11 protein-coding genes are annotated in these 12,713 nt (G+C 61.1%); 7 read left to right on the top strand and 4 right to left on the bottom strand.

Translation table 11 applies throughout. The annotated features are described in order from the left end of the window. Positions 1–44: 44 nt before the first annotated feature. The 3 genes from AACY31_RS22230 to AACY31_RS22220 are packed head-to-tail and all read left to right on the top strand — an operon-like array spanning position 45 to position 2,415. Positions 45–797: a 5-oxoprolinase subunit PxpA gene (locus AACY31_RS22230; RefSeq protein ID WP_339492764.1), complete on the top strand. Its 753-nt coding sequence runs from the start codon at positions 45–47 to the stop codon at positions 795–797. After that, the gene (gene pxpB / locus AACY31_RS22225; protein ID WP_339482688.1) at positions 794–1,498 is read left to right on the top strand and encodes a 5-oxoprolinase subunit PxpB; all 705 of its coding nucleotides are present in this window, start codon (positions 794–796) and stop codon (positions 1,496–1,498) included. The genes AACY31_RS22230 and pxpB overlap by 4 nt, the downstream gene beginning before the upstream one ends. Continuing rightward, on the top strand, positions 1,495–2,415 hold the full coding sequence (locus AACY31_RS22220; protein WP_339482687.1) for a 5-oxoprolinase subunit C family protein: 921 nt from the start codon (positions 1,495–1,497) through the stop codon (positions 2,413–2,415). Before pxpB ends, AACY31_RS22220 begins: the two co-directional genes overlap by 4 nt. Before the next feature lie 105 nt (positions 2,416–2,520). Here the strand turns inward: AACY31_RS22220 and AACY31_RS22215 are convergent, their stop codons facing one another. The 3 genes from AACY31_RS22215 to AACY31_RS22205 all read right to left on the bottom strand — a co-directional run bounded on the left by AACY31_RS22215 (position 2,521) and on the right by AACY31_RS22205 (position 6,052). Beyond that, on the bottom strand, positions 2,521–3,699 hold the full coding sequence (locus AACY31_RS22215; RefSeq protein ID WP_003198888.1) for a vWA domain-containing protein: 1,179 nt from the start codon (positions 3,697–3,699) through the stop codon (positions 2,521–2,523). Between the two features lie 34 nt (positions 3,700–3,733). After that, positions 3,734–4,579: an AAA family ATPase gene (locus AACY31_RS22210; protein WP_003184225.1), complete on the bottom strand. Its 846-nt coding sequence runs from the start codon at positions 4,577–4,579 to the stop codon at positions 3,734–3,736. A 396-nt stretch (positions 4,580–4,975) separates the two neighbouring features. After that, entirely contained in the window at positions 4,976–6,052 is a 1,077-nt protein-coding gene (locus AACY31_RS22205; RefSeq protein ID WP_339482684.1) for a DUF748 domain-containing protein, read from the bottom strand. Between the two features lie 147 nt (positions 6,053–6,199). On the opposite strand from AACY31_RS22205, the gene cysK reads away from it, so the two are divergent. The 3 genes from cysK (at position 6,200) to AACY31_RS22190 (ending at position 9,778) form a co-directional block, all read left to right on the top strand. Then, on the top strand, positions 6,200–7,174 hold the full coding sequence (gene cysK / locus AACY31_RS22200; RefSeq protein WP_339482683.1) for a cysteine synthase A: 975 nt from the start codon (positions 6,200–6,202) through the stop codon (positions 7,172–7,174). Between the two features lie 462 nt (positions 7,175–7,636). Then, positions 7,637–8,575, top strand: a complete 939-nt coding sequence (locus AACY31_RS22195) for an aspartyl/asparaginyl beta-hydroxylase domain-containing protein (protein ID WP_339482682.1) — start codon at positions 7,637–7,639, stop codon at positions 8,573–8,575. Positions 8,576–8,914: 339 nt separating this feature from the next. Beyond that, positions 8,915–9,778 carry a DMT family transporter gene (locus AACY31_RS22190; protein ID WP_339482680.1) on the top strand — a complete coding sequence of 288 codons (864 nt, stop codon included), beginning with the start codon at positions 8,915–8,917 and terminating at the stop codon, positions 9,776–9,778. Positions 9,779–9,896: 118 nt separating this feature from the next. On the opposite strand, the gene AACY31_RS22185 is transcribed toward AACY31_RS22190, so the two are convergent. Next, positions 9,897–10,805, bottom strand: a complete 909-nt coding sequence (locus tag AACY31_RS22185) for a DMT family transporter (protein ID WP_339482678.1) — start codon at positions 10,803–10,805, stop codon at positions 9,897–9,899. 130 nt (positions 10,806–10,935) lie between these two features. On the opposite strand from AACY31_RS22185, the gene aceK reads away from it, so the two are divergent. Then, a complete protein-coding gene (aceK, locus tag AACY31_RS22180) occupies positions 10,936–12,657 on the top strand; it encodes a bifunctional isocitrate dehydrogenase kinase/phosphatase (RefSeq protein ID WP_339482677.1) in 1,722 nt (573 codons plus the stop codon). The last annotated feature ends 56 nt before the right edge of the window (positions 12,658–12,713 follow it).

The following is a 12,713-nucleotide window of genomic DNA, read 5'->3' as shown; positions in this document are numbered from 1 at the left end:
TGTCCCACAGTTAAACTAAGAAAGAACCTACAGGAGCGTTCACCGTGAGCCGCCTGCTATTGAACTGCGACATTGGCGAAAGCTTCGGCAGCTGGACCATGGGTCTGGACGCCGAGGTGATGCCCTTCATCGACTGCGCCAACATCGCCTGCGGCTTTCATGCCGGCGACCCGAGCATCATGCGCAAGACGGTTGGCCTGGCCTTGAGCCACGGCGTGCGAATCGGCGCGCACCCGGCCTATCAGGACCTGGCGGGCTTCGGCCGCCGTTCCATGGCCTATGGTGCCCAGGAATTGCAGGACTTGCTGCACTACCAGATCGGCGCTCTCGACGGCATCTGCCGGGCCCAGGGCGGGCGGGTCAGCTACGTCAAACCCCATGGCGCAATGTACAACGACATGATGGCCAACCCGGCGCAATTGCGCGCGGTGATCCAGGCCGTCGCGGCCTATGATCGGCAACTGCCGCTGATGCTCATGGCGACCCGGGACAACAGCGTCGCCCAGGCCTTGGGTGACGAGTACGGCCTGACCCTGTGGTTCGAAGCCTTCGCCGACCGCGCCTATGACAGTGCCGGTCGCCTGGTTTCGCGGCAAGTGCCGGGCGCGGTGCACCACGACCCTGAGGTCATTATCGGGCAGGCCCTGACCATCGCCCGCGGCGATGCGTTGGCCGCCAGTGATGGCAGTGCCTTGCTCCTTATGGCCAACACCTTGTGCGTTCACGGCGACAACGCCAGTTCCGTGGCAGCCGTGCAACGCATCCGCGAAGCCCTGGACCGGCAGAGTGGGCCATGAGACCACGTTTGGAAGTGGTGGCGGTGGACTGTTTGATGGTGCGCCTGTTCGATGAGATCGCCGAGGCCAACATGCCCTGGATGCTCGCCGCCAGCGAACGCCTGCGAGCGGTATTTGCCGAGCATCTGATTGACCTGGTGCCGTCCTATACCACGTTGATGGTGCATTACGATTTGCTCGCCCTGAACCCGGTGCAGGCTCGTGAATTGATCGACGAGGCGTTGAAAAACCTTTCACCGGATGCCCGGTCCGCCGGCCAATGCCACGTGCTGCCGGTGTGGTACGACCTCCGCGTCGGGCCGGAGCTGGAGTTGCTGGCGGGCCGCAGCGGGCTGACGGTCGCCCAGGTGATCCGCCGCCACAGCGAGCGCGAGTACCAGGTGTTTGCCCTGGGCTTCGCTCCCGGCTTCGCCTTCATGGGGTTGGTGGACGAGGAACTGGCCGCACCGCGTCTCGACACGCCACGCAAGCGCGTGGCAGCGGGCAGCGTCGGCATTGCCGAGCGCCAGACCGCGGCGTATCCGGTGGTATCGCCCGGTGGCTGGAACCTGATCGGTCGCACCCCGACCAAGCTGTTTGATCGCGAGCGCGACGGCTACAGCCTGATGCAGCCGGGGGACACGGTGCGTTTTGCCCCCGTGGACCATACCCAATTCATCGCGCTGGGTGGCGACGACACACCGTTGGAGGCCCAGGCATGAGCCGGTTGTTGATCGAGGCCAGCACCCCGCTGTGCCTGTTGCAGGACGCTGGCCGTTTCGGCGTGAGGCATCTGGGTGTGACCCAAGGTGGCGCGGCAGACTGGTTGTCGATGGCCTGGGCCAACTGGATGCTCGGCAATGCCCTGGGGGCGGCGGCGGTGGAGATTACTCTCGGCGGTTTCACCGTGGTGGCCGAAGAGGACTGCGTGCTGGCGCTGGCCGGTGCGGACCTGGGCGCACGGATAGACGGCCAGGAGGTGGCGTCGTGGCGTTTCTTCAGCTTACGCAAGGGCCAGGTGCTGGCGCTCACCCAGCCCGTGCTCGGTGCCCGGGCCTACCTGGCAGCTCCCGGCGGTTTCAATGCGCCTGCGGTGCTGGGCAGCCGGGCGACGGTGGTGCGTGAGGAACTCGGTGGCCTGGATGGGCGAGGGCGGGCGCTGAGTCGTGGCGCGCACCTAAGCTATTCAGGCTCGGCGATGGCTCGGCCCATGCCGCACACGCGGATTCCGGACTTTCAACAAGCGCAGCCGCTGGACTTGATCCTGGGTGCGCAGAACGGTGCGTTCAGTGGACGGAGCCTGTTCGATGCGTTCAACACCCCGTGGACGCTGGACAGTCGTGCCGACCGCATGGGCATCCGCTTGCTGGGCACGGCGTTGGACTATCAGGGGCCGGCGATGATTTCCGAAGGTATTCCGCTTGGTGCCGTGCAGGTGCCGCCGGACGGCCAGCCGATTGTGTTGCTCAACGACCGGCAAACCATCGGTGGTTATCCACGCCTGGGCGCCTTGACCCCGTTGGCCCTGGCCCGGCTGGCGCAATGCTTGCCGGGGGCGCAGGTGCGGTTGCGGCCGGTGGTGCAGGCGGTTGCGCATCGGCAGCAGGTTGAGTGCCTGCGGTATTTTCATCACCGCTAGAAGCTTCGCGAGCAGGCTCGCTCCCACAAGTATCCCCTATGTGCCAGAGATCCAGTATGGGAGCGAGCCTGTACGCGAAGAGGTCCTGTCAGACAACAAAAAAACCTACTTGGAAAGAAACCGCATCCCTTCCTCCAACCCCCGCAAGGTCAGCGGATACATCCGGTCTTCCACCAACTCACGCACGATGTTGGTCGAGGCGGTGTAACCCCAGGTGTCCTTGGGGTACGGGTTGATCCAGATGAGTTTTTTGTACTTCTCCATGAAGCGCTGCATCCACACATAACCGGCTTCTTCGTTCCAGTGTTCGACGCTGCCGCCGGCCTGGGTGATTTCATAGGGCGCCATGGCGGCGTCACCGATGAAGATCACTTTGTAGTCGGCGCCGTACTTGTGCAGCAAATCCTGGGTCGAAGTGCGCTCCGAAGTACGGCGCAGGTTGTTCTTCCACACTGATTCATAGACGAAGTTGTGGAAGTAGAAATACTCCAGGTGCTTGAACTCGGTCTTGCAGGCCGAGAACAATTCTTCGCAGATCTTCACGTGGGCATCCATCGAGCCGCCGATGTCGAACAGCAGCAACAACTTGACGGTGTTGCGTCGTTCCGGACGCATCTGGATGTTCAAAAGGCCGGCGTCCCGGGCGGTGTGGTCGATGGTGCCGTCGATGTCCAGTTCTTCGGCCGCCCCCTGGCGGGCGAACTTGCGCAGGCGGCGCAGGGCGATCTTGATGTTGCGGGTGCCCAATTCCACCTGGTCGTCGAGGTTCTTGTACTCGCGTTGGTCCCAGACCTTCACGGCCTTGCCCTGGCGCTTGCCGGCGTCGCCGACGCGGATGCCTTCGGGGTTGAAGCCGCCGGAGCCAAACGGGCTGGTGCCGCCGGTGCCGATCCACTTGTTGCCGCCGGCATGGCGTTCCTTCTGTTCTTCCAGGCGTTTCTTGAACTCTTCGATCAGCTTGTCCAGGCCACCCAGGGACTGGATCTGCGCCCGCTCTTCATCGGTCAGCGAACGCTCGAACTCTTTGCGCAGCCAGTCCTCGGGAATCAGCGCCTGGAGGTGATCGTCGAGTTTCTCCAGGCCGTTGAAGTAGGCGGCGAACGCCCGGTCGAACTTGTCGAAATGCCGTTCGTCCTTCACCAGGATCGCCCGCGACAGGTAATAGAACTCGTCCATGTCGGCGAAGATCACCCGCTGTTTCAGCGCGTTGATCAGGTCCAGCAGTTCGCGTACCGACACGGGCACCTTGGCGGCGCGCATCTCATTGAACAGGTTAAGCAACATGGCAATCGCCCTCGCTCTTGTTGGACGAAGAGGATCAGCGAGTGCCGCGACGGCTCATGAACGCCAGGCGCTCGAGCAATTGCACATCCTGTTCGTTCTTGACCAGGGCGCCGGCCAGCGGCGGGATGGCCTTGGTCGGATCACGTTCGCGCAGGACCGCTTCGCCGATGTTGTCGGCCATCAGCAGCTTGAGCCAGTCCACCAGTTCGGAGGTGGAAGGTTTTTTCTTCAGGCCCGGCACCTTGCGCACGTCGAAGAACACGTCCAGCGCTTCGCTGACCAGGTCTTTCTTGATGTCTGGGTAATGCACGTCGACGATTTTCTGCAGGGTGACGCGGTCGGGGAAGGCGATGTAGTGGAAGAAGCAGCGGCGCAGGAACGCGTCCGGCAGTTCCTTTTCGTTGTTGGAGGTAATGATGATGATCGGCCGTTGCTTGGCCTTGATGGTTTCATCGGTCTCGTAGACATAGAACTCCATCTTGTCGAGTTCCTGCAGCAGGTCGTTGGGGAACTCGATGTCGGCCTTGTCGATTTCGTCGATCAGCAGGATCACCCGCTCCTCGGACTCGAACGCTTCCCAGAGCTTGCCTTTCTTCAGGTAGTTGCGCACGTCGTGGACCTTGTCCACGCCCAACTGCGAGTCCCGCAGGCGGCTGACCGCGTCGTACTCATAGAGGCCCTGGTGGGCCTTGGTGGTGGACTTGATGTGCCAGGTGATCAGGCGCGCGCCAAAGGACTCGGCCAGTTGTTCGGCCAGCATGGTCTTGCCGGTGCCCGGTTCGCCCTTGACCAGCAATGGCCGCTCCAGCGTGATGGCGGCGTTCACGGCCAGTTTCAGGTCATCGGTGGCCACGTAGGCGCTGGTGCCTTCGAACTTCATCTGCAATTCCTCGAACGGTGTCGCCGGCCCGGCGAGGCGGGGCGCGCGAAATATATATCGTGCCCGACTATAACGCGGCGCCCCGCCGACTGTGAACGCAGACGCTGTATTCAGTCTCTGAATGGAGCGTCACATGCTGACTCCAGTCTCGGCGCCTTGCCAGTATTGCGGTCAGCCGCTCTTGTGGCGAGGGAGCTTGCTCGCGCTCGAGTGCGCAGCGCTCGCAGGCTTTTGGGGCCGCTTCACGCCCTGAGCTCTTCCGTCAACATACCTTTGTTGCATGCGATGCCCTCGTCAAAGGCGAGTCGTGGCATGCCTGGGCTGGGACTCATTGCAGCCTGGAGCGGGAATAGCGGCGGCAGAAGCGCCCAGCCGTTACATCGTCACGCGCAAGCCCTAGTCCGACGACGGCGGCGGTTGTTCATAACGGGCATTGAAGGCCTGGATGAAACCGTTGCGCAGGATCTGCAGGAAGGCTTCGAAGGCGCTGATGTCCTGCTGGTGAACATTGCCGCTGAGCTCCACCCGTGTGGCGAACTGGTTCTTGCGCTGGTTCTTGAGGGCCGTTTCGCCTGTGCCGACCAGCGCTTCCCAGACCGAGCGGAAAATGTTCTTGTTCTGGTTTTCCACGTCCTGCTGCCAGTCGAACACATCGACATCGTGCAGCAATGGCTTGATGTAGCCGCTGAGCTTGGCGTTATCGGCTTCGGCCTCGATCACCAGATCGCCATGGCCGGCATTGAAATCGAATTTGCCATAAGCCGCGGCAAAATCGTTCAGGCGCTTGAGCTCGATGTTCCTGGCCCGCAGGCGGAAGTCGAAATCCTCGAAGTTGCTCAACGGGTCGAAGGTGGCCTGCATTTCCAACGGCGCATGTTCGGCCACCCGGGCCTTGCCCTCGAAACGGGCGTCGCGCTTGCCTTTAGTGTCGACCACGTTGGTCAGGTTGTAGAAGCTGGCGTTGACGTCGGTGGCCCGCAGGTTGACCGGTGGCTTGGAGTTGAAGTTGCGAAAGCTGACCTTGCCATCCCTGATGCGCACTTCGTTGAAGGTGATGGGCAGCAGTTTTTCCAGTTGCTCGCGCCAGTTGGTGCCCCGGCCGGTCTGGGAGTTCTGGCGGTCGGCGCCGCCGTCGACGAAGTTCACTTCCGGGCGGTCGAATTCAACCTCGGCGACCACCGCATGGTCATACCAAAGCGAATGCCAGCTCACAGACAGGTCCACCAGCGGCGCGCTGACGAACGGCACCGGGACCTTGCCATCGACCTTGACGATTTCCAGGCCGTTGATCCGGTAGGCACCGCGCCACAGCGCCAGGTCCACGTCGGTGATCTGGCCGCGATAATCGCCCATGTCGGCCAGTTTGTCGTTCAGGTAGTCGCGTACCAGATAAGGCAAGGTGAAATGCAGGGCCACCAGCACTGCGGCGATGGCGGCGAGAACCCACAATGGCCAACGGTATCGACGCTTCATGTCAGTCAGTCTCCAGCGTTTGTTGAGGGAGCGCCTTCTAATGCCATTGACTGTCGCAACAACGGGAACGTTCGGTGCAACTGGACGCCCATGGGCAACAGGCATACCTTTAAAGGCTTACATTCCCGCTGCATCAAGGACCCAGCCATGAGCCGTATATTCGCTGACAACGCCCATTCCATCGGTAATACGCCGCTGGTGCAGATCAACCGCATTGCCCCGCGCGGTGTGACCATCCTGGCCAAGATCGAGGGGCGTAACCCAGGGTATTCGGTCAAGTGCCGGATCGGCGCGAACATGATCTGGGACGCTGAAAGCTCGGGCAAACTCAAGCCGGGCATGACCATCGTCGAACCGACTTCGGGCAACACCGGGATTGGCCTGGCGTTCGTCGCCGCCGCCCGTGGCTACAAGCTGATGCTGACCATGCCCGCCTCCATGAGCATCGAGCGACGCAAGGTGCTCAAGGCCCTGGGCGCGGAGCTGGTGCTCACCGAACCGGCGAAGGGGATGAAAGGGGCCATCGACAAAGCCGCCGAGATCATGGCCAGCGATCCAGCCAAATACTTCATGCCGCAGCAGTTCGATAACCCGGCGAACCCGGCGATCCACGAAAAAACCACCGGTCCGGAAATCTGGAACGACACCGGTGGCGCGGTGGATGTGCTGGTGGCCGGCGTGGGCACCGGTGGCACCATCACCGGGATCTCGCGGTACATCAAGAACACTTGTGGCAAACCGATCCTGTCGGTGGCGGTCGAGCCCGAGGTTTCGCCGGTGATTACCCAGGCAATGTCGGGCCAGGAGATCAAACCCAGCCCCCACAAGATCCAGGGGATCGGTGCCGGGTTCGTGCCGAAGAACCTTGACCTGTCGATCGTTGACCTGGTCGAGCGGGTCTCTGACGACGAGTCCAAGGCCATGGCCCTGCGCTTGATGCAGGAGGAGGGCATCCTCTGCGGGATCTCTTGTGGCGCGGCGATGGCCGTGGCCGTGCGCCTGGCGGAAAAGTCGGAGATGCAGGGCAAGACCATCGTGGTGATCCTGCCGGATTCGGGCGAGCGGTACTTGTCGAGCATGTTGTTCAGTGATCTGTTTACCGAGCAGGAGATTCAGCAGTAACTGCCTGCGGAACATGGAAAGGCCGCCAGCTCTCGCTGGGCCCTGTAGGAGCTGGCGAAGCCTGCGATCTTTTGATCTTGATCTTGATCTTGATCTTTCGCTTGAGATTCAAGTGTCTTTGGAAAGATCGCAGCCTCGTTGCACTCGACAGCTCCTACGCAGCTCCTACGCAGCTCCTACGCAGCTCCTACGCAGCTCCTACGCAGCTCCTACGCAGCTCTACAGAGCGCCTACACGGCTCAGCGGTCGCCACAAGAGGCTGTTCAAGCGCATTCGAGAAAGTCGTTGACGGGCGTCAGCCAACGTTCAGGTCACGCATGGTAAGAAGGAAATTATTGCGAAATCCTCAACAGTGAATGTTGCGCCAGACGGTTCCCTGGCCAGGTCATGACCTATAACATGGCCGGCCGCTGCGCGGGGCTGATGGTGTTGCATAAGGTGTTTTGGACAAGGAGTTTTAAAATGACCGTTTCGTTTGCCGCCAAGGCCTCGGTGTTGCTGCTGTTTTTGGGCAGTACGCTTTATGTGCATTTGCGTGGCAAGGCGCGTTTGCCGGTGTTGCGTCAGTTCGTCAACCACTCGGCGCTGTTCGCCCCCTATAACACCTTGATGTACCTGTTCTCCGGTGTGCCCTCGAGACCTTACCTGGAGCGCAGTAAGTTCCCTGAACTGGATGTGCTCAAGGACAACTGGCAAGTCATCCGCGATGAGGCCATGCACCTGTTCGACGAGGGCTACATTCGTGCTGCCGAGAAGAACAACGACGCGGGTTTCGGCTCGTTCTTCAAGAAGGGCTGGAAGCGCTTTTACCTCAAGTGGTACGACAAACCGCTGCCGTCGGCTGAGCAGCTGTGCCCCAGGACGGTCGAGCTGGTCAACCAGATTCCCAATGTCCGGGGCGCAATGTTTGCCCTGCTGCCAGGTGACAGTCATCTGAATCCCCACCGAGACCCGTTCGCCGGTTCGTTGCGTTATCACTTGGGGCTGTCCACCCCCAATTCCGACGACTGCCGGATCTTCGTCGACGGTCAAATCTATGCCTGGCGCGACGGCGAAGACGTCATGTTCGATGAAACCTATGTGCACTGGGTCAAGAACGAAACCCCGCAGACCCGCGTGATCCTGTTCTGTGATGTCGAACGGCCCTTGAAGAGCCGGTTGATGGCCCGTCTCAACCGCACCATCAGCGCATTCCTCGGCCGTGCCACCGCACCACAGAACCTGGATGATGAACACGTCGGTGGCATCAACCGGGCCTATGCCTGGAGCAAATCGTTCAGCGACGGCATCAGTGGCCGGGTCAAGCAATTCAAACGCAAGCATCCCAAGGCCTACCGGGTGATGCGGCCCGTGTTGGCCGTGCTGGTGCTGACGGCGCTTGGCTATTGGTTGTTCGTTTAAACATTGCGTAGTCCGTCGAGCGCTGGTTATAGTCAGCGTTCTTCGGGTTCTCGAACCTCCTCCTTCAAGAGATCGGCTCATGCCTGCATCCCCTGTCATCGCGGTCGTGGTTCCAGCGTTCAACGCTGGCGTCGTGCCGTGTGGGAGTCAGCAGCCTGCGCAGATCGGTCAATACCCCCCACCTGTCCGTAGCTCATCGGTGTACGCCTTCGTATCACCGCCGGGTGTTGGCATTCAGGGCTGATCGGCAACGGTTGCCGTCCCCTGTGCCCGCCTGAAAAAACTACTGGACTTCAGCCTCGGCTGAGTTGGCTTTTTGCCTGACTACAGGTGGTATCCATGTTTTTCCTTTCTAAAAACGCCTTGTTGGCGGCGGCTTCCACGAGCCTGTTCGTTTTACTGTGGAGCAGCGGGGCGATCTTTTCCAAGCTGGGCCTGGCCCACGCTTCCCCCTTCGCCTTTTTGCTGATCCGTTTTGCCATCGCGCTGTCGGCGCTGGTGCTGTTGATTCCGTTGCTCAAATTCAAGCTGCCCAAGACCGGCAAGCCGATGTTGTACGCGGCGACCACCGGGATGGTGCTGCTGGGCGCCTACCAGATCTTTTATCTGCTGGCGCTGCAAATGAATGTCACGCCGGGGGTCATGGCAACGCTGATGGGTGTGCAACCGATCCTGACCGTGGTGCTCATGGAGCGGCAGCGTTCCTGGTCGCGGATGTTCGGCCTGGCGCTGGGTTTGGTCGGGCTGGTGATGGTGGTGTATCAGGGCATCGGCCTGGCCGGCATGTCCCTGGCCGGGATGCTCTGCGGGTTGCTGGCACTGGTGAGCATGACGGCCGGTTCCATCATGCAGAAGCACATTACCGACAACCCCCTGGGTACGCTGCCGGTGCAGTACCTGGCAGGGCTGGTGTTGTGCGCGGTGTTCGTGCCGTTCCAGCCGTTCCATTTCGAGTACAGCACGGGGTTCTTCGTGCCGGTGTTGTGGATGGGGCTGGTGGTGTCGGTGCTGGCGACGTTGTTGCTGTACCGACTGATCGCCCGCGGCAACCTGGTGAATGTCACCAGCCTGTTCTACCTGGTGCCGGCGGTGACGGCGATCATGGACTACCTGGTGTTTGGCAACCGGTTGGCGTTGTTGAGCTTGCTGGGGATGGTGCTGATCATCGTGGGGTTGGTGTTTGTGTTTCGTAAAAGTGGCTGAGCGTTGGCTGCTCGCTGACTGAACAACCGCCATCGCGGGCAAGCCTTGCTCCAAGGACTACACATCACCTGTGGAAACAAGGCTTGCCCGCGATGGCATCTTGCTCCGCGCCGATGGATTACCGGGCAGACGCTTCAGCCTGCTTCACCACCCCAGGCTTCAACACCAGCCACAACGCCGCCGCAATCAACACCCCACCATACAGATGCGCCATTCCCAACGGCTCATCCAACAGCAACGCCCCCCACAACACGCCGAACGGCGGAATCAGGAAGGTCACGGTCATGGATTTGACCGGGCCGATGGAACTGAGCAAGCGGAAATAAAGAATGTACGCCAGCGCGGTACACACCAGCCCCAGCCCCAGCAGTGACAACCAGACGCTCCAGCCCCCCCAACTGGCCGGTGGCTGGCTAATGACGCTGTAGCCAAACAGCGGCAGCAAGAACACCGTGGCGCCGAACATGCTGCCCAGGGTCGAGAGACGGCTGTCCAAGCCACCTTGTTGGTCGAGCCAGCGACGGGTGAGGAAACCGGCAAAGCCATAGCAGGTCGTAGCCAGCAGGCAGGCGAGGGCCCCCATCAGCAATTGCAGGTCGAACGCCACCGGGCCGGCGCGGGTCAGGATGCCGACGCCGAACAACCCCAGGCAGACGCCGCTGACCTTGGCAGGGGTGAGTTTTTCGCTAAAGAACAAGCCGCCGATCAACACCCCCATCAACGGCGTGGTGGCGTTGAAGATCGCCGAGTAGCCGGCCGGCAGCACCTGGGCCGCTAACGAATAGAAGGTTGCCGGAATGCCCGAGTTGATGAGGCCCAGCCCCATCACGACTTTGAGCTTGCCGCGAAAATTCCAGTCGACGCGCATCAGGGCCAGGATCACCAGCAGTCCGACGAAGGCAATGGACACGCGAAAAAAGGCAGTGGGGATTGTGCCAATGACGGGGGCGATAATGCGCATGAACAGGAAACTGGCGCCCCAGATAGCGGCCAGTGACAGTAAACGCAGGATATCAACGAGGTTCACGAGTCATTCCTTCCTTGATTGGGTGGCAAGTGTCGCCGCCCTGAATAGCGATGGCAATGGTTGCGTTGCCGCGTGATTGGCCTCTAAGCTCAGTCGCCAATAACAAGCATGAACCGCCGAGGTTTACCCTATGCCGCAGCCATGGCCCGCCATCGAAATCGCCCGTTCGATCCTCGACGGCTTCGACGATTATCGTGAGCATTTCCGGCAGATCACCGACGGCGCCCGCGCCCGGTTCGAGCAGGCGCTGTGGCTGGAGGCGCAAGCGGCTTCGGCGGCGCGCATCAATTTGTATGAAGAAAAAGTCTTCGAGACCGTCGCCAAACTGCACAAGGCCTTCGATGACCCAACACTGATGGACGTGAGCTGCTGGCCGCTGGTCAAGAGCGCCTACATCAGCCTGATCGACCTGCGCTTCGACGATGAGCTGTCGGAAACCTGGTACAACTCGATCTTTTGCGGGCTGTTCAGCCACGACCTGATCAGCGACGGCACCATGTTCATCCACACCACCCGGCCCAGTCTGCGCCGGGCCCGTGCCGCCCAGACCCGCACCTACAAACCCCAAGGGCAGTTGGACCGGATGCTGGCGAGCGTGTTCGCCGATTACCGTTTCAGCGAGGACTACGTCGATTTTCCGGGTGACCTGCAGCGCCTCGAAGCGCAGTTGCGGGAAAACCTGCCGGACTGGGTCTGCAAGGACCCGGAGCTGACGGTAGAGTTGTTTTCTTCAGTGCTCTATCGCAACAAGGGCGCCTACCTGGTGGGCCGGATCTACACCCGCGACGACCAATGGCCGCTGGTGATCCCACTGTTGCACCGCGAGGGCCAGGGTATCCAGATCGATGCGCTGATCACCGACGAGGCACAGGTGTCGATCATCTTCTCGTTCACCCGCTCCTACTTCATGGTGGACGTGCCGGTGCCGGCGGAATTCATCGGCTTTCTCAAGCGTATTCTGCCAGGCAAGCACATCGCCGAGTTGTACACCTCCATCGGTTTCTACAAGCACGGCAAGTCCGAGTTCTACCGAGCGTTGATCAACCACCTGGCGAACACCGACGACCAGTTCATCATGGCCCCGGGCGTGCGCGGCATGGTCATGAGCGTGTTCACCCTGCCGGGCTTCAACACGGTGTTCAAGATCATCAAGGACCGCTTCTCGCCGTCGAAAAACGTCGACCGGGCCACGGTGATCGAGAAGTACCGGCTGGTGAAAAGTGTCGACCGGGTTGGACGCATGGCTGATACCCAGGAGTTCGCCGATTTTCGTTTTCCCCTGAGCAAGTTCGAGCCGACGTGCCTGGAGGAACTGCTGGAAGTGGCGCCGTCCACGGTGTCGGTGGAAGGCGACACGGTGCTGATTCGTCACTGCTGGACCGAGCGCCGGATGACGCCACTGAACCTCTATCTGGAAAACGCCAACCCTGACCAGGTACGCGAGGCGCTGGAAGATTACGGCCTGGCCATCAAGCAGCTGGCGGCGGCCAATATCTTCCCCGGCGACATGCTGCTCAAGAACTTCGGCGTGACCCGCCACGGCCGCGTGGTGTTCTACGACTACGATGAAATCTGCTTCCTGACCGAGGCCAACTTCCGCCACATCCCCCAGCCCCGTACACCAGAAGACGAAATGGCCTCCGAGCCCTGGTATTCCATCGGCCCGCTGGACGTGTTCCCCGAAGAATTTCCCCCGTTCCTGTTTGCCGATGCGGGTCAGCGCAAGCTGTTCGACCAGTTGCACGGCGAGTTGTACAACGCCGATTACTGGAAAGGCCTGCAGGACGCGATCCGGGCGGGGAAGGTGATTGACGTGTTCCCGTATCGGCGCAAGGACCCGAACAACAAATAACCCAGGGGCAGCCAAGCTTGCTCGCGATGCGGACGCTTCGGTCCCCCGGGAGATCG

It is taken from the genome of Pseudomonas sp. RL_105y_Pfl2_101 (assembly GCF_963970585.1).
Taxonomy (GTDB): Bacteria; Pseudomonadota; Gammaproteobacteria; order Pseudomonadales; family Pseudomonadaceae; genus Aquipseudomonas.
The sequence above is the reverse complement of the archived record's forward strand: the minus strand, read 5'-3'. Positions and strand labels throughout refer to the sequence as shown.

Bases quoted from the DNA above. Each gene is read 5' to 3' on its own strand.
- pxpB (WP_339482688.1), top strand. From the start codon at position 794: ATGAGACCACGTTTGGAAGTGGTGGCGGTGGACTGTTTGATGGTGCGC.
- AACY31_RS22220 (WP_339482687.1), top strand. From the start codon at position 1,495: ATGAGCCGGTTGTTGATCGAGGCCAGCACCCCGCTGTGCCTGTTGCAG.
- AACY31_RS22215 (WP_003198888.1), bottom strand. From the start codon at position 3,699: ATGTTGCTTAACCTGTTCAATGAGATGCGCGCCGCCAAGGTGCCCGTG.
- AACY31_RS22210 (WP_003184225.1), bottom strand. From the start codon at position 4,579: ATGAAGTTCGAAGGCACCAGCGCCTACGTGGCCACCGATGACCTGAAA.
- AACY31_RS22205 (WP_339482684.1), bottom strand. From the start codon at position 6,052: ATGAAGCGTCGATACCGTTGGCCATTGTGGGTTCTCGCCGCCATCGCC.
- cysK (WP_339482683.1), top strand. From the start codon at position 6,200: ATGAGCCGTATATTCGCTGACAACGCCCATTCCATCGGTAATACGCCG.
- AACY31_RS22195 (WP_339482682.1), top strand. From the start codon at position 7,637: ATGACCGTTTCGTTTGCCGCCAAGGCCTCGGTGTTGCTGCTGTTTTTG.
- AACY31_RS22190 (WP_339482680.1), top strand. From the start codon at position 8,915: ATGTTTTTCCTTTCTAAAAACGCCTTGTTGGCGGCGGCTTCCACGAGC.
- aceK (WP_339482677.1), top strand. From the start codon at position 10,936: ATGCCGCAGCCATGGCCCGCCATCGAAATCGCCCGTTCGATCCTCGAC.